This window comes from Actinomadura sp. 7K507 (assembly GCF_004348425.1).
GTDB lineage: Bacteria > Actinomycetota > Actinomycetes > Streptosporangiales > Streptosporangiaceae > Spirillospora.
In genome coordinates this window covers 1-16,029 of the sequence record NZ_SMKK01000079.1, presented here as the reverse complement: position 1 = coordinate 16,029, position 16,029 = coordinate 1, and the positions used below count along the sequence as shown (strand labels likewise).

Genomic DNA, 16,029 nt, shown 5'->3' with positions numbered 1-16,029 from the left:
CTCCGCCGACTTGCGATGACACGCCCGGTGATTACCAAAGATCACGACTCCGGTGTTTCTCGTTCTGTTTCCCGGAGGTAAGGCTAATGTATCCATTGATCGGTGATTCGGCCCGCGTTTCCGCGGCTCATTGCCGCACGGGCGTTTTCGGACGTGTTGTCAATGGAGAAACCGCCACGACCCCGGGGGGACGGCGGGTGCTGGCGTCCGCGCCATACACGGAGGTTGCTGGAGAGGGATATGGCGCGGGCTGCCGTCCTGACCCGGGGCCGCGGCGGCACCGGCGGGCGTGGCGAGGTTGGGGAACAGCGGATCACCTTGCAGTGCTGCCTGGCCACGCGATCGCCGGTACCCGGCCGAACGGCGACGGTGTGACGCCCTCGAGACGACGGAGATTCGAGGGACGTCGCACGTCAGGCCGGGTGTCGCGGGACGACCGCCGAGGGTCGTGCGGTGCCGGAAGGGGCATCGGTGCGGTGTGCTCGACCACCTCGATCCGTGCGATCAGCCGTTGCGGGGTGTCGGCCTCGAGGAAGTCGCCGACGTCGCGGCCCTTCGGCGGCAGTGCCCACCAGCGGCCGGTGAACAGGCCGAACCAAATGGTCCAGCCCGGAAAGCGTCGTGCGAGCGCGTCCACCTCTGCTGCGTGGTCGACTGCGGTCATAGCGCGGCTCTCCTGCACATCGGCCCCACCGGACTCCGGTGGCTCCGGACCTCTTGTTTTTCCTTGACTGCGTGCCCTGACTTTTAATTTCGCCTCATTTAATGCAGACAGTCAGATTGTGTCGCCCGTCACAGAGCCCGTCAATGGATGTTGGCATTATTCGTCGCCGCCCGCCGGACGAAAATTGACGACGAAATCCGACGGCCGTGGGAAAATCCCATACCGCGCCGGCCTGGGCGTTCTCACGGTGAGGCGGCCGGTTCTCACCCCGCGCGACCGTGACCTGCCGCGTTTGATGGCTTTTCCCACAACCTGAGCGTTTCGCCCTTTTTGGCCGGACGAACGTACGGCCGGTCACCGCGACCGGCCGCACGTCGGGTCAATCCCCGGGAAGGACCAGGTTCACCCGCTGGTCGGGAAGCCTAGGTTCACTCCCCCGTGGCTCGGGTCCAGCCAGCGGGCGGTGATGGCCTTCGTCCGGGTGTAGAAGTGGACGCCCTCCATCCCGTGGGCGTGACTGTCACCGAACAGTGAGTCCTTCCAACCGCCGAAGGAGTAGTAAGCCATCGGGACCGGGATCGGCACGTTCACGCCGACCATGCCGACCTCCACCTCGTTCTGGAAGCGGCGCGCCGCCCCGCCGTCGTTGGTGAAGATCGCGGTGCCGTTGCCGTACGGGTTCGCCGAGATCAGCTCCACGCCCTCCTCGTAGGAGCCGGACCGCACGACCGACAGCACCGGGCCGAAGATCTCGTCCTTGTAGGCGTCCATCTCCGGGGTCACGTGGTCGAGGACGGTGGGGCCGAGCCAGAACCCGTCCCCCGCGCCGCCGAGGACGTCCGGGTCGCGCCCGTCGACGGCGAGCGTGGCGCCCTGCGCCACACCGCCGTCCAGGTAGGACGCGACCTTGTCGCGGTGCGCCCGCGTGACGAGCGGCCCCATCTCCGACTCCGGGTCGTCGCCCGGCCCGACCGTGAGCTTGGCGACCCGCTCGCGGATCTTGGCCATCAGCTCGTCGCCGACCGGGTCGACGGCGACGACCACGGAGATCGCCATGCACCGCTCCCCCGCCGAGCCGAAACCCGCCGACACGGCGGCGTCGGCGGCGAGGTCGAGGTCGGCGTCCGGCAGCACGAGCATGTGGTTCTTGGCGCCGCCGAGCGCCTGCACCCGCTTGCCGTTCGCCGCCGCCGTCTCGTAGATGTAGCGGGCGATCGGCGTGGAGCCGACGAAACTGACCGCCTTGACGTCCGGGTGACGCAGCAGCCCGTCCACCGCGGTCTTGTCGCCGTGGACGACGTTGAACACCCCGTCCGGCAGTCCGGCCTCGGCCCACAGCTCGGCCAGCCGGACGGACGCCGACGGGTCCTTCTCCGACGGCTTGAGGACGAACGTGTTCCCGCAGGCGATCGCCACCGGGAACATCCACATCGGCACCATCGCCGGGAAGTTGAACGGAGTGATCCCGGCCGCCACCCCGATCGGCTGCAGGATCGAGTAGGCGTCCACCCGGGTCGAGACGTTCTCCGAGAACCCGCCCTTGAGCAGGTGCGGGATGCCGCAGGCGAACTCGACGACCTCCAGGCCGCGGGCGACCTCGCCCGCCGCGTCCGAGACCACCTTGCCGTGCTCGGACGAGATCAGCCTGGCCAGCTCGTCCCGGTGCTCGCTGACCAGCTCGCGGAACCTGAACAGCACCTTCGCCCGCTGCGAGAGCGAGCTGTCCCGCCAGCCGGGGAACGCCGCCCTGGCGGCCGCCACCGCGGCGTCGACCTCCGGCTGCGCGGCGAAGTCGACCGTCCCGGCGACACGTCCCGACGCGGGCTCGTAGAGGTCGCCGCGCCGCGCGGCCCGCCCGGCGTGCGGCTTGCCGCCGATCCAGTGCGTGACGTGCTTGTTCCCGGTCATGTCCGGCCCGCTCATGAGGTGGCCTCCCCGTTCACCGCTTCGAGGGACGAGACCAGGATGCCCAGGCCCTCGGTGGCCTCGGCGCCGGTCAGGTTCATCGGCGGCGCCATGCGCAGCACGTTGCCGTACAGGCCGCCCTTGCCGACAAGCAGCCCCCGCGCGCGGGCCGCCTCCATCACCGCGGCGGCCAGGGGCGGGCTCGGCTCGCCGCTTCCCGGGTCGGCCAGCTCGACCGCGAACATCAGGCCCTTGCCCCGCACTTCCTTCACGATGGGCAACCGGCCCGCCGCCGACTCCAGCCCGCCGATGATCGCGGCGCCCCGCTCGGCCGCGTTGGCCCGCAGGTCGTGGTCGAGGACGTAGTCGAGCGTCGCGTTCGCGGCGGCCATGGCGATCGGGTTGCCGCCGAAGGTGGAGATCCCGACCGTGTGCAGGGAGTCCATCAGCTCGGCGCGGGCGACGACGCCGCCGACCGCGAACCCGTTCCCGAGGCCCTTGGCGAACGTCATCATGTCCGGGGTCACGCCGTGGTTCCCGATGCCCCAGAAGCTCTGGCCCGTCCGTCCCCAGCCCGTCTGGACCTCGTCGGAGATGAACAGGATCCCGAACTCGTCCAGGACGCTCTTGTAGGCGGCGAACAGGCCGTCCGGCGGCATCGTGAAGCCGCCGACGCCCTGGACCGGCTCGGCGATGAGCGCGGCGACGTCCCCGCCGGTCGCGGTGGCGAGCACGTGCCGGAGGTCCTGCACGCACGCGTCGACGTACGCCTCGTCCGGCATCCCGGCGAACTGCGGGAGGTGCCGGTCGGCGCCGTGCAGGAAGTGCACGTTCAGCGGCGAGTAGGACAGGTTCGTCCAGGCCCGGTTGCCGGTGACGGCCGTCGCGCCGAACGACCGGCCGTGGTAGCTCTGCCGCATCGCGAGGACCTGGTCGCTGCGCCGCGCGTACGCGGCCAGCAGCAGCGCCGTCTCGTTGGCCTCCGTCCCGGAGTTGGTGAAGAACACCTTCGCGTCCGGGATGCCGGAGACCCGGGCGATCTTCTCGGCCAGCTCGATCTGGCCGCGCAGCAGGTAGGAGGTGGAGGTGTGCACGACGCCGGTGGCGAGCTGCCGCTCCACCGCCTCCCGCACCTCGGGCAGGTCGTAGCCGAGCATGTTCGTGAGGATGCCCGTGAAGAAGTCGAGGTAGCCGTTCCCCTCGGCGTCGGTGACGCGGCTGCCCTTGCCGCCGACGATCTCGATGGGTTCGGAGTAGTTGAGCGCCAGCCACGAGGGCATGACCGCCCGGTGGCGGCTGAGCAGGTTCGCGTGTTCCGACATGCCTCAAGTCTCGTCCGCGCAGGCCGCCGCGGCCACCCGCAGAGTGTCACGACCCTGCGCCTCCGCTTAACGCTCTGCTGGGAGGCTGACATCCTGTAACGGCAGGAGCCTCGCTCCTTGACATTCTGTCGGGATATCCTCGTGGCGATGCTGCCCACTGTCGACGACGTGCTCCAGCTCGAGGCGGTCCGCCGCGGGCAGCCGCGCGTCGTCGCGGGCGGCGACCGCATCGGCAACCGGGTCCGCTGGGTGCACGTCGCCGAGGTCACCGACATCGCGCACCTGCTGCACGGCGGCGAGCTCGTCCTCACCACCGGGATCGCGCTGCCGGACGAGCCCGAGCGGCTGCGCGCCTACATCGGCGAGCTCGCCGACGTCGGGGTGAGCGGCCTCATGATCGAGCTGGGCCGCCGCTACGCCACCGAGCCGCCGCCCCCGCTGATCGCCGCCGCCGAGGACCACGGCATCCCGGTGATCGTCCTGGCCCACGAGCCCGCGTTCGTGGACATCACCGAGTCCGTGCACGCCCGGATCGTGCAGGACCAGTTCGCCGAGCTGCGCGCCTCGGAGCAGCTCCACGAGATCTTCACCCAGCTGTCGGTCGAGGGCGCCTCCACCGACGAGGTCGTCCGGCAGGTCGCCGCCCTCGGCGGGCACCCGGTCGTCCTGGAGAACCTCGCCCACCAGGTTCTCGCCGCCGACACCGGCGGCACCGACCCGACCGAGCTGCTGTCGGCGTGGGAGACCCGCTCCCGCGCCGTCCGGCCCGGCGGCCGCACCGGCTACGACCGGGTGTCCGGGTGGCTGGTGACCATGGTCGGCGCCCGCGGCGAGGACTGGGGCCGCCTCATCGTCGACCTCGGCTCGCCGCCGTCGCCCCGCGAGACCGTCCTGATCGAGCGGGCCGCCACCACGCTCGCGCTCGGCCGCCTGCTGGACCGGCACGCCGAGGGCGTCGAGCGCCAGGCGCACGGGACGATCATCGCCCGCATCCTCGCGCACGCCTACGCCGACCCGCAGGAGGCCGCCGCCCGCGCCCGCGCGCTCGGCGTCCCGCTGTCCGGCCGCCGGCTGCTCGGCGCGGTGCTGCGGCATCGCGGGCCCGGCACGCCCGCCCCGCCGGCCGGGGAGCTGTCCGCACTCGCCGAGACGGCCGCCGCGGCCTGCAAGGAGGCCCGGCTCGCCGCCCTCGTCGGCGTGCTGGACGATGGCGGCCCGCACGCCCGCGTCGGCGTCCTGGCGTCGCTGCCCGCCCGCGCCGACGTGGAGACGGCGCTCACGGAGGTCGCCACCCGCATCCGCAAGCAGTCCGGCGGCACCGTCATGGCGGCGGGTTCCGTCGTCGAGACGATCCGCGACGTCCGGCGCTCCTTCCTGGAGGCCGAGCAGGTCGCCGACGTCGCCGCGCGCGGCTCCGGCGCCCGCCTCTTCTACCGCCTCCCCGACCTGCGCCTGCGCGGCCTCCTGCACCTGCTCCGCGACGACGCCCGCGTCCAGACGTTCGTGGAGCGCGAACTCGGGCCGCTGCTGGAGTACGACGCCCAGCACGACAGCGACCTGACCCGCATCCTGGAGCTCTATCTGGAAGCCGGGCGCAACAAGGCCGTCGCCGCCCAGCAGGCCCACCTTTCCCGCCCCGCCTTCTACGAACGGCTCCGCCGCATCGAGCGCGTTCTCGACGCCGACCTCGACGACGTGGAGTCCTGCGTCTCCTTCCACGTCGCCCTGCTGGCCCTCAGCTCCGTCCGCTGGGAACGCCCCTGAACGGCCCCATGGCCAGTGGTGCTTGGCCAGTGAAGGACGTCCAAGACCGGCGCCGTCGGCATACTCTTCACTCCATGACGGACGCTGCCTTGCATGTTCATCGGTATGGGGATCCGGCGGGCCCCCCGGTCATCGTGCTGCACGGGGTCACCGGGCACGGCGCGCGCTGGCGGCGCACGGCCGAGCGGTACCTGGCGGACCGGCTGGTCCTGGCGCCCGACCTGCGCGGCCACGGGCGGTCACCGCACGAACCGCCCTGGACGGTCGAGCGCCATGTCGCCGACGTCCTGGCCGTGATGGACGCCGAGGGCCTGGAGCGGGCCGACCTCGTCGGGCACTCCTACGGCGGGATGATCGCGCTGCACCTGGCGCGGACCGCGCCGCGCCGGGTGCGGCGGCTCGTCCTGCTGGACCCGGCGATCGGGCTGCCCCCGCCGGAGGCGGCCGACGCGGCGCGCGAGTGCATGACGCCGGACTCGTTCGGCGACGTCGCCGAGGCCCGTGCCGCCCGCGCGGAGCGGTGGCCCGAGGCGGCCCCCGAGGCGGTGGACGACGACGTCGCCGAGCACCTCGAGCACGGCCCGGACGGGCGGCTGCGGTGGCGGTACGAGCCGGCCGCCATCGTCACCGCGTACTCGGAGATGGCCCGTCCCCACCTGACGCCGCCCGCGGACGTCCCCACGCACCTGGTGATCGCGGCGCAGGCCGACTTCGTGCGGCCCGAGTTCGTCGTCGACTGCCGCACCGCGCTCGGCCCCGCCCTGGTCATCACCGAGATCGACGCCGGGCACATGCTCTACACCGACCGCGAGGAGGAGACCGGCACGCTGCTCGGCACGTGGCTCGCCGGCTGAACGCCCGGTGACGGCCCGGTTGCATACCGGCGCGCTGGAGGGCAGGAACACGTGGTGACCGTTCGCAAGGCCGCGCGCACGTTCGGGGTCGAGGAGGAGCTGCTCCTCGTCGATCCCGTGACCGGCGTGCCCCAGTCGATCTCCGGGTCGGTGATCCGGTACGCCCGGCGGCACGACGAGCTGTTCCTCACCGGCGGGCGGCGGTCGAAGGCGCTGGAGACCGAGCTGCAGCGCGAGCAGCTGGAGACGGCCACCCCGGTGTGCACCTCGCTCGGCGAGCTGGCCGAGCACATCAGGTCGGCGCGGCTGGCCGCCGCCCAGTCGGCGGCCGGGGTCGGCGTCGCGGTGGCGGCCCTCGCGACGTCCCCGACCGCCGTCCGCCCGTCGCTGACCCCGTCGCGGCGCTACCTGCGGATGGCGGACGTCTACGGGACCAGCGCCGACGAGCAGCTCACCTGCGGCTGCCACGTCCACGTCGGCATCGAGTCCCCCGACGAGGGCGTCGCCGTCCTGGACCGGATCCGGCCGTGGCTGCCCCCGCTGCTGGCCCTCAGCGCGAACTCCCCCTTCTGGCAGGGCGGCGACACCGGCTACGACAGCTGGCGGCAGCAGGTCTGGGGGCGCTGGCCGTCCAGCGGCCCGACCGAGCTGTTCGGCTCGGCGAAGGGGTACCGGGCGACGGTGGAGGCGCTGCTCGCGACCGGCGCGCTGGTCGACGAGGGCATGATCTACTTCGATGCCCGGCTGTCGCGGCACTACCCGACCGTGGAGATCCGCGTGCCGGACGTGTGCCTGGACGCCGGCGACGCCGTGCTGATGGCCGCGCTCGTCCGTGCCCTGGTCGACACCGCCGCCGGCGCCTGGCACCGGGGCGAGCCGCCCGCCCCGGTGCGGGCCGACCTGATGCGGCTGGCGATGTGGCGGGCCGGGCGGTCGGGGCTGCGCGGCGAGCTCGTCCACCCGGTGACCTGCCGCGCCACTCCCGCCCGCGAGGTCGTCACCGTGCTGCTCGACCACCTGGCCCCCGCGCTCGACCGCTCCGGCGACCTGGAGACCGTCACCTCGCTGCTGCACGACCTGCTGGAACGCGGCAACGGCGCGCAGGTCCAGCGAGCCGTCCATGCCCGGACGCGCGATGTCGCCGCCGTCGTCTCGGCCGCCGCCGACCGCACCGTGCCGGGCTGGTCAGCGCCTTCCTAGCAGCCGCCGGAGGCCGGGGTCGGCGGCGAACAGGCGGTCCAGCTCGTCGGCGCCGACCCGGTCGGCGAGGATCTGCAGGGCGATGTCCTGGCGGACGTATTCGGCGGCCATCAGGGCGACGGCGGGGTCGGCGGTGTAGATGCCCCACGCCACGCCGTCCCCGAATCCCCCCACGACGGCCTCGCGCCGGTCTCCGACCACCACGATGAGCCGGTACCCGAGTTCCTCCAGAACGGCTTCCGGCGCGGAATAGCGGTGCTCGTGCACGTTCCCGGGCCCGTCGAACGGCTCCTTCCCGAACGACACGACCGATACCTCGACGTCCCGCCCGGCGGCCTCGAGGACGGCGCCGCGCAACGTCCCCATCTCCTCCGGCCAGATCGACATGAACAGGTCCCGCCGCGCGCCCGCCACGACGTCCCCGGCGCGATCGAGCATCGCCTCGGCGTCCTTGAGGTTGTGGATCAGATGCCCTTCGGGCGCGGCCGCCACCGCCGGAAGCGCCGACCGCAGCGCCGACACCGACCCGTCGAACTCGCGGCGCATCCGGTCCAGCAGGGACTCCGGCGGCAGCGGAAGGTACTCGTTGGCGTCGGACGCCCCGCGCACCTCGTACGCCGCCCCGCGCGCCACGAGCTTGCCGAGCGTCTCGTAGACGGTGCTGCGCGGCACCCCCGACCGCTTGGCGACCTCGTACCCGTTGACCGGCTTCCCCGCCCCCACCAACGCCACATAGGCCTTGGCCTCGTACCCCGACATACCAAGCCGCTGCAAATGCTCGACAACACCCTGAACGCCCACGCGACAAGGCTAAGGCCGAAAATGCCGCGTGGGCGCGGGTGAGGGTTCAGCGGGTCCGGTCGGCGTGTACCGGGTTGGTCTTCCTGCGCTGGAAGGGGAGGTAGGAGTCCGCGCGGCGAGGGCGCGCCAGGAGGCCGGTGGACTCGGCTGCGAGGATGCGGTCGAAGCGGAAGGCGCGGACACCGCGGCGCATGCGGCACCAGCCGACGAGGTACCAGTGGTCACGGTGGACGAGGCAGGTGACGGGCTCGACCTCGCGGATCGTGACGTTGGCGCCGGCGTCGCCGTAGCAGAGCCGGACGACGCGGTGCTCGGTGATGGCGGCGGCGATCACGCGGGCGCGGTCGGAGGTGGAGGCGTCCAGGGGCGTGGTGAGGGTGGCGAGCGTGGTGGCGACCACGTCGTCGTGCGGGGTGGAGTCGAGGAGGGTGTGCAGGGCGCGGCGCGCGGTCATGGCCTGCGGGCCGGTGCCGAGGTGCGCGAGCGAGAGCGCGAGTGCGGCGATCTCCGCCGCGGAGAGTGCGGTGGGGGCGGTCCGGGGGTGCGTCGCAACGTTCGCCATGGTTCGATCATACGTTCGAACACTGACATTTTGGACCCCGGGCGCGGCCCGATCGCGTCACGTGACGCAAGCGCGGGCGGCGGTGGCCGATGATCGGGTTCCCCGCTTGAGAAGGCGACCTCGCATGGTGAACACTTGGGCACTGAAACGCGAGCAAGTTGGGGGAATCGGGGCGAACATGGGCGGACCGGTGAACCGGCGTTGAGTGACGCGCGGACGGGCCGGCCCCCGATGAGCCGAGACGAGGCCGACAGGACGCTCGCGCGGCTCCGGGACGAGAGGGAACGCATCAGCACCGCCCTGCTCGAACTGGAGACCCACCAGGGCTACCAGTTATTGGAGGGCGCGGCTCTGGAGGGCGAGACGCGGCGCGTGCAGTCGGACGTGCGTTCCGGCATGGCCTCACTCTGGGTCCTGTTCGATCTGTACGGGCGCGCGCTCGGAGCCGCCGAAGACCTCCGGACCCGTCATTCCAGGCCGGGCCAGGCGCAGCTCACCGAGCTGACCCGGCTGCTCGCCGGCCCCTCGGTCGAGCTGCCCGTCACCGAGGTGCCGCTGGAGCGGCGGACGCTGCTGTCCGTCCCGTCCGGCGAGAGGCTGACGCTGCGCGCCGCGGTCGAGCGGATGAACCCGCTGTACGAGGAGGTCGCGCAGGCCGTCGCCGCACTCGACACCGTCTGGTCGGCGCTGCTGTCGCGGCTCGCCGAGGTGGAGGCCGAGCGCCGGGCGGCACGCGAGCTGCTGGACTCCCTCGGCGGCGTGGAACCCGAACTCGACCGGCTCAGCGCCGACCTCGACGCCGTCGCCGCCCTCGTGCGCGGCGATCCGATGGCGCTGGCGCGCGAAGGCCGCGCCGACACCGGGCGGCTGGACGCGATCCGCACCGGCCTTGCGGAGGTGCGCCGCGGCCTGGAAGAGGCCGAGCGGGTGCGCGACGGGTTCGCCGGCCGGCTCCGCGGCATCGCCGCCGTCCTGGACCTGCTGCGCGGGACGGAGGCGGAGGCCCGCCGCGTCCGCGACGAGGTCCTCGCCAAGATCGCCTCACCGGTGCTGCCGGACCTGCCCGCCACGTCCGCGTCGCTCGCCGACCGGCTCGCCGCCGTCGGCCACCCCGGGCAGGGCGCGGCGGCGCGCGGCATCGGCTGGAACGACCTGGCGGCACGCGTCGCCGACCTGGAGCAGGCGGCGAACGGCGCGCTGGAGCAGGCCCGCGGAACCGTCGGCGTGATCCGCGGGCTCCTGGACCGCCGCGAAGAGCTGCGCGGCCGGCTGGAGGCCTACCGGGTGAAGGCCGCCAGGCTCGGCCACGCCGAGGACGCCGAACTGGCCCGCATCTACGACCAGGCACGCGAGCTGCTGTGGACCTCTCCGTGCGACCTCCGGGAGGCCACCGTGACGCTGTCGGGATATCAGCAGGCGATCAACGCGCGGGCGAAGGGAACGGAACGATGAGCCAGTGCGCCGAGCCGGGCTGCGGCGGAACCGTCGACGGGGGCTACTGCGTCGTTTGCGGCGTGGCCGCCTCGGCCGGCCCACAGCCCGCCGGCGGCCCGCCGGCAGCGCCCCCACCGAACGGATGCGCGCAGGCGGGCTGTACCGGGACGGTCTCGGACGGCTACTGCGACGTCTGCGGCAATCCCCCGGCCGCCGCCGCGAGCGTGCCCGCCCCGCGGCCCCCGGCGGCCGTGCCCGACGACGGATGCCGCCAGCCCGGCTGCACCGGCACGATCATGGACGGCTACTGCGACGTGTGCGGCTCACCGCCCGCCTTCACGGCCCTGACCTCCCGGGCGGGCACGGCCGGGAGCGCGGGCACGTCGGGCGGCACCGGCAGCACCCGGACGGGCAGCACCCGCACCGGTTCGTCGTCGCGGTCGTCCGGCCGCCGCGGCATGCTCGGCGCCGGGCTCGTCGAGGTCCCGCGCGTCCCGTACCGGGACCCGGCCTCGGCGGTGATGAGCGACCCGCAGGTCGCGGAGGGCAAGCGGTTCTGCAGCAGCTGCGGCGATCCGGTCGGCCGGGGACGCGGCGACCGGCCCGGCCGCACCGAGGGCTTCTGCCCCAAGTGCGGCACCCGGTTCTCCTTCACCCCGAAGCTCGGCACCGGCGACCTCGTCAGCGGCCAGTACGAGGTGCTGGGCTGCCTCGCCCACGGCGGACTCGGCTGGATCTACCTGGCCAGGGACAAGAATGTCAACGACCGGTGGGTCGTGCTCAAGGGCCTGCTGGACAGCGGCGACACCGACGCGATGGAGGCCGCGGCGGCCGAGCGCGCCTACCTGTCCGAGGTCGAGCACCCGAACATCGTCAAGATCTACAACTTCGTCCAGCACGACGGCGACGGCTACATCGTCATGGAGTACGTCGGCGGGCAGTCGCTCAAGGACGTCCTGCTCCAGCAGCCGCAGCCCCGCGGCGAGAAGCACCTCCCGCTCGCGCAGGCCATCGCCTACGGGCTGGAGGTGCTGCGGGCGTTCGAGTACCTGCACGCGCAGGGCCTCGTCTACTGCGACTTCAAGCCGGACAACGTGATCCAGTCCGAGGAGCAGCTCAGGCTGATCGACCTCGGCGGCGTGCGGCGGCTCGACGACCCGTACGGCGCCATCTACGGCACGGTCGGCTACCAGGCGCCGGAGATCGCCGACCACGGCCCGTCCATCTCCTCCGACCTGTACACGGTCGGCCGCGCGCTGGCGGTGATGAGCTTCCCGTTCCGGGGCTACACCAGGACGTTCGTCAACTCGCTGCCGCACAGCTCGGAGGTTCCGCTGCTGCGGGCGTTCGAGTCGTTCGACCGTTTCCTGCGCAGGGCGACGCACGACGACCCGGGCGAGCGTTTCCAGGACGCCGCGGAGATGGCCGAGCAGCTCACCGGTGTGCTGCGGGAGGTGCTCGCCGCGCAGGACGGCACGCCGCGTCCCGCACCGTCCGGGCTGTTCGGGGCGGAGCGGTTCGCGACGCGGATGGCGGGCGGCGAGTCGGACGAGTCGGCGCTGCCGCCCGTGCCGCCGGACGTGGCCGCGGCGGCGCTGCCGGTGCCGCTGGTGGACCGCGCCGACCCCGCCGCCGCGTTCGTCTCGGGGTTGTCCGCGCTGGAGGCCGAGCAGGTCGCCGAGGCGGTGGCGCGCGCGCCGGAGCGCACGCCCGAGGTCAGGCTGCTGCACGCGCGCGTCCTGATCGAGCTCGGCACGGCCGGCGAGGCGCACCGGCTGCTGGACGAGCTGGCCGCCGACCTCCCCGGAGACTGGCGCGTCGACTGGTACCGCGCGGTCGCGCTGCTCGCGCAGGGCGGCGTCGACGAGGCCGAGCCGCGCTTCGAGCGGCTGTACGGGCTGCTGCCCGGCGAGGCCGCGCCCAAGCTGGCCCTCGCCTACTGCCGCGAGCGGAAGGCGCCGCTCGACGCGGTGCGCCTGTACGAGATGGTGTGGCGCACCGACCAGAGCTACATCAACGCGGCGTTCGGCCTCGCCCGCGTGCATCTGGCGGCGGGCGACCGGAGCGCGGCCGTCGCCGCGCTGGACTCGGTGCCGAAGATCTCCATCCGGTACGTGCCCGCCCAGGTCGCGGCGGTCGCGACCGCCGTGCGCGGCCGTCCGCCGGCGGAGCTGACGGCGGCCGAGCTGGTCGCCGCGGGCGACCGCCTGAAGGCGCTGGATCTGGACGCCGATCGCCGGGACCGGCTCGCGGCCGAGGTCCTCGAAGCCGCGCTGGACTGGCTCCTGGACGGCCCCGGCGCCACGGGCGGGACCCGGGGCGGCTCGCTGCTCGATTCGCCGCTCACCGAGATCCCGCTGCGCCGGCTTCTGGAAGGGACGTACCGGGAGCTGGCACGGCGCACCCGCGACCGCGACGAGTTCCGCCGGCTCGTCGATTCCGCCAACGCCGTACGCCCGAGGACGCTGCTGTGACCGACGACCAGAACGGCACGGACCTGCCGGCGGACCCGGACGCCGAGAACCCGGACCCCGAGAACCCGAACACGGTCAAGGCGGCGGAGCTGTCCTGCCCGTCCTGCGGCGAGATGGTGTTTCCGGGCGAGCTGTTCTGCGAGGAGTGCGGGCACCGGGTCGGCGAGGCCCCGCCCCGGGATCCGTCCCCGCCCGGGGAACCGGCCGCGGAGCCGTCCGCGGACCCGTGCCCGGGGTGCGGCGGGACGGCGATCGACGGCGACGGCTACTGCGAGACCTGCGGGCTGCGCCAGCCCGCCGAACGCGACCACGTGGAGATCGAGCTTCCGGCGGCGGACGGCGGGAACGGGTCCCGGCCGGTGGTCGCGGCGGGCGCCAGCGACCGCGGCCGGCGCTACAGCCGCAACGAGGACGCCGTCGCCATCGCCGCGCACTCCGCCGGCGTGGCCGCCGTGATCTGTGACGGCGTCGGTTCCTCGCAGCGTCCCGAGGACGCGTCGCGCGCGGCCGCCGACACCGGCGCGGCGGCACTGGTGGCGCTTCTCGACTCCGGCGAGGACCCCGAGGACGCCACGCGCAGCGCGGCGCTCCGGGCGGCCGCGGCGGTCGCCCGGCTGGCCACGTCGCAGTCCGACGCACCGTCGTGCACGTACGTGTCCGCGGTGACGCGCGGCGCGACGATCACCGTCGGCTGGATCGGCGACAGCCGCGTCTACTGGCTGTCCGCCGACGGCGCCGCCGACCCCGCCGAGGACGCGGCGCGGGCACCGGCCGCGGAAGAGCCGGGCCCCGACGAGCCGGGCCCGGACGAGGCCCCGGACGAGGCGGAGGTGAGCACCGGCGACATGGCGGAGCTCGGGCCGTCCCGGCGGCTCACCGAGGACGACTCGTGGGCCGCGTTCATGGTCGCCCAGGGCTCGCTGACCGAGGCGGAGGCGGAGGCGCACCCGAACGCGCACGTCATCACGGCCTGGCTCGGCGCGGACGCCGGGCAGGTCAGCCCGCACGTGGCGACGTTCCGCCCGGCGGGCCCCGGCACGCTGCTGGTCTGCAGCGACGGCCTGTGGAACTACTTCCCGGCGGCCCGCGACCTGGCGGCCCTGCTGGCCGCCGGCCCCGACGCCGCGAACACCGCCAACGGAACGGGCGGCCCCGCACCCGATCCCGATCCCGATCCCGCACCGGAGCCGGAACCGGGAAACGGTCCCGGGCACGACCCGGCGGCCGACCCGCTGGACGTCGCGCGGACGCTGGTGCGCCACGCCCTGGACGCGGGCGGCCGCGACAACATCACGGTCGCCGTGATCCCGCACCCCGCCCCAGGCGGCCCGCAGAGCCGCGTCAATGAGAGCACCCCGCAGAGCACGGAGCAGCCCCGATGAGCGAGCAGCCGCAGTTCACCGTCAAGATCGACCAGAACAAGTTCCTGCCCGAGGGCGGCCGCGAGGTGCACGCCATCGTGTCCGTCGAGGCGACCGCGGAGGGAGGCGCCGCCGCGGCGCCGTCCGCGGCGAAGGCGTCCGAGGTCATCATCATCGACACCTCGGGCTCGATGTCCTACCCCGACACCAAGCTGCGCGCGGCGGTCGCCGCGGCGCAGATCGCCGTCGACACCCTCCGCGACGGCGTCGAGTTCGCGATCATCTCCGGTTCCAACAGCGCCTCGATGGTGTACCCGCAGCACGGCGGCCTCGTCGCCGCGTCCGCGCAGACGAGGCAGAAGGCCAAGCAGGCGCTGGGCCGGCTGAAGGCGTCCGGCGGCACCGCGATCGGGTCGTGGCTGCGGCTGGCCGACGAGCTCTTCGACACCGTCGAGGGCGGAATCCGGCACGCGATCCTGCTGACCGACGGCAAGAACCAGCACGAGACGGCCGAGGAACTCGACGCCGTCCTGTTCCGCTGCGGCGGCCGGTTCGTGTGCGACTGCCGCGGCATCGGCACCGACTGGGAGGTCGCCGAGCTGCGCAAGATCGCCTCGGCGCTGCTCGGCAGCGTCGACGCCGTCGTCGACCCCGCCGATCTCGTCGCCGACTTCCAGGCGATGACGGAGGCGGCGATGGGCAAGGCCGTCGCCGACGTGGCGCTGCGGGTGTGGACGCCGCAGACGGCGACGCTGCGGTTCGTCAAGCAGGTCATGCCGTCGGTGGAGGACCTGACCGGAAAGCGCGTCGAGTCGGCGCCGCAGGCCGGCGACTACCCGCTCGGCGCGTGGGGCACCGAGAGCCGCGACTACCACATCTGCGTGGAGGTCCCGCCCGGCGAGGTCGGCAAGGAGCTGCGCGCCGCGTGGGTCAAGCTCGTCATGCCGGGCGCGCCCGGCGAGGAGGCGCAGGTCCTCTCGACCGGCAACGTCCTGGCCCAGTGGACGGACGACGAGGCCCAGTCCACGAGGATCAACGCGCGAGTTGCGCACTACACCGGCCAGGCCGAACTCGCCGACGAGATCCAGGGCGGGCTGCAGGCCCGCAAGGACGGCGACTTCGACACCGCGACCGCGCGGCTCGGCCGGGCCGTGGTCCTGGCCAACGAGGCGGGCAACGACGCGATCACGGCGATGCTGCGCAAGGTCGTGGACGTCGTCGATCCAGCGACGGGCACCGTCCGGCTGAAGCGCAACGTCGACAAGGGCGACGAGATGGAACTCGACGTCCGGTCCAGCAAGACCGTCCGGACACGCAAGGACGAGACCCTGACCACCCCCCGGCCGGGCGAGCGCTGAGCATGGCGAGCTGCCCCAACGGACACATCACGCAAGCGGCGGACTACTGCGACGTCTGCGGCGAGCGCGTCCTCGGCGCCTCGTCCGCTCCGCCCTCGCCCGGCGCGCCGCCCGGCGCGGGTCCGGGTCCGTCCGGTCCGCAGGCCGCGCCGGGCGGCGTGCGGGCCTGCCCGGACTGCGGGTCGCCCGGCGCCGACCGCTTCTGCGAGGAGTGCGGCTACGACTTCGCGACGGGCGGAGGCCAGCCCACACCGGAAACGGCGAAGGCGAACCCGTCCACGCCCGCGGTGCCGGAAGCGCCCGAGCCGCGGCCCGCCCCGGCCCCACCGG

General features: G+C 73.5%; 12 protein-coding genes and 1 pseudogene. 8 read left to right on the top strand and 5 right to left on the bottom strand.

All coding sequences use genetic code 11. The features are described from left to right. Window positions 1-313 precede the first annotated feature (313 nt). The 3 genes from E1285_RS19280 to E1285_RS19270 all read right to left on the bottom strand — a co-directional run bounded on the left by E1285_RS19280 (window position 314) and on the right by E1285_RS19270 (window position 3,891). A complete protein-coding gene (locus E1285_RS19280) occupies window positions 314-664 on the bottom strand; it encodes a hypothetical protein (protein WP_132153973.1) in 351 nt (116 codons plus the stop codon). Between the two features lie 402 nt (window positions 665-1,066). Then, window positions 1,067-2,587: a CoA-acylating methylmalonate-semialdehyde dehydrogenase gene (locus tag E1285_RS19275; protein ID WP_243722904.1), complete on the bottom strand. Its 1,521-nt coding sequence runs from the start codon at window positions 2,585-2,587 to the stop codon at window positions 1,067-1,069. Next, a complete protein-coding gene (locus tag E1285_RS19270; protein WP_132153971.1) occupies window positions 2,584-3,891 on the bottom strand; it encodes an aspartate aminotransferase family protein in 1,308 nt (435 codons plus the stop codon). The genes E1285_RS19275 and E1285_RS19270 overlap by 4 nt, the downstream gene beginning before the upstream one ends. 147 nt (window positions 3,892-4,038) lie before the next feature. On the opposite strand from E1285_RS19270, the gene E1285_RS19265 reads away from it, so the two are divergent. The 3 genes from E1285_RS19265 to E1285_RS19255 all read left to right on the top strand — a co-directional run bounded on the left by E1285_RS19265 (window position 4,039) and on the right by E1285_RS19255 (window position 7,709). Beyond that, window positions 4,039-5,655: a PucR family transcriptional regulator ligand-binding domain-containing protein gene (locus E1285_RS19265; RefSeq protein WP_132153969.1), complete on the top strand. Its 1,617-nt coding sequence runs from the start codon at window positions 4,039-4,041 to the stop codon at window positions 5,653-5,655. A gap of 74 nt (window positions 5,656-5,729) precedes the next feature. Further along, window positions 5,730-6,509 (top strand): alpha/beta hydrolase, encoded by a 780-nt coding sequence (locus E1285_RS19260; protein ID WP_132153967.1) that lies wholly within the window; start codon window positions 5,730-5,732, stop codon window positions 6,507-6,509. Between the two features lie 54 nt (window positions 6,510-6,563). After that, on the top strand, window positions 6,564-7,709 hold the full coding sequence (locus E1285_RS19255) for a glutamate--cysteine ligase (RefSeq protein ID WP_132153965.1): 1,146 nt from the start codon (window positions 6,564-6,566) through the stop codon (window positions 7,707-7,709). Here the strand turns inward: E1285_RS19255 and E1285_RS19250 are convergent. Beyond that, window positions 7,695-8,510: a helix-turn-helix domain-containing protein gene (locus tag E1285_RS19250; RefSeq protein ID WP_243722903.1), complete on the bottom strand. Its 816-nt coding sequence runs from the start codon at window positions 8,508-8,510 to the stop codon at window positions 7,695-7,697. The two genes, E1285_RS19255 and E1285_RS19250, sit on opposite strands and share 15 nt — an antisense overlap. Before the next feature lie 46 nt (window positions 8,511-8,556). Further along, the gene (locus E1285_RS19245) at window positions 8,557-9,072 is read right to left on the bottom strand and encodes a WYL domain-containing protein (protein WP_132153963.1); all 516 of its coding nucleotides are present in this window, start codon (window positions 9,070-9,072) and stop codon (window positions 8,557-8,559) included. A 231-nt stretch (window positions 9,073-9,303) separates the two neighbouring features. Here E1285_RS19245 and E1285_RS19240 point away from each other — a divergent pair, with 231 nt between their 5' ends. The 5 genes and pseudogenes from E1285_RS19240 to E1285_RS19220 all read left to right on the top strand — a co-directional run. Then, window positions 9,304-10,524 (top strand): hypothetical protein, encoded by a 1,221-nt coding sequence (locus tag E1285_RS19240; protein ID WP_132153961.1) that lies wholly within the window; start codon window positions 9,304-9,306, stop codon window positions 10,522-10,524. Further along, the gene (locus E1285_RS19235) at window positions 10,521-12,980 is read left to right on the top strand and encodes a serine/threonine-protein kinase (RefSeq protein WP_132153959.1); all 2,460 of its coding nucleotides are present in this window, start codon (window positions 10,521-10,523) and stop codon (window positions 12,978-12,980) included. Before E1285_RS19240 ends, E1285_RS19235 begins: the two co-directional genes overlap by 4 nt. After that, window positions 12,977-14,362 carry a protein phosphatase 2C domain-containing protein gene (locus E1285_RS19230; protein WP_243722902.1) on the top strand — a complete coding sequence of 462 codons (1,386 nt, stop codon included), beginning with the start codon at window positions 12,977-12,979 and terminating at the stop codon, window positions 14,360-14,362. The genes E1285_RS19235 and E1285_RS19230 overlap by 4 nt, the downstream gene beginning before the upstream one ends. Beyond that, entirely contained in the window at window positions 14,359-15,699 is a 1,341-nt protein-coding gene (locus tag E1285_RS19225; protein ID WP_132153957.1) for a VWA domain-containing protein, read from the top strand. Before E1285_RS19230 ends, E1285_RS19225 begins: the two co-directional genes overlap by 4 nt. Before the next feature lie 2 nt (window positions 15,700-15,701). Further along, window positions 15,702-16,029 (top strand): annotated as a pseudogene (locus E1285_RS19220) (hypothetical protein); the annotation flags it as partial.